Genomic DNA, 252 nt, shown 5'->3' with positions numbered 1-252 from the left:
ATATTGACCTTGCGCGGATAAAACCTGCTTTGCATGGTATTTTTGCGGTCGATGTGGTGATACTGGATGATAACGGACAGATGTTAGAAAACGGCTTTAATACGCTGATAGAAAATGGGCAAACGGGGCTATCAGGTCTGCGTGCGCACAGCTTATTTGGCGCTGCGAATATTGGCACCCGACCTTCAGTGGATAAACCGCACAATTGGCGCCTAGAAGTGCATTTCCCGCAATTACATGCCAATTTATACG

General features: G+C 46.8%; 1 protein-coding gene. It reads left to right on the top strand.

Going from position 1 to position 252, the window contains the following annotated elements; translation table 11 throughout:
* Nucleotides 1-252: riboflavin kinase (locus AAEY79_RS15780; protein ID WP_352289576.1), on the top strand; the 252-nt coding region annotated here is incomplete at both ends.

It is taken from the genome of Psychrobacter sp. GW64-MNA-CIBAN-0177 (assembly GCF_040309585.1).
Classification (GTDB): Bacteria; Pseudomonadota; Gammaproteobacteria; order Pseudomonadales; family Moraxellaceae; genus Psychrobacter; species Psychrobacter okhotskensis.
The sequence above is the reverse complement of the archived record's forward strand: the minus strand, read 5'-3'. Positions and strand labels throughout refer to the sequence as shown.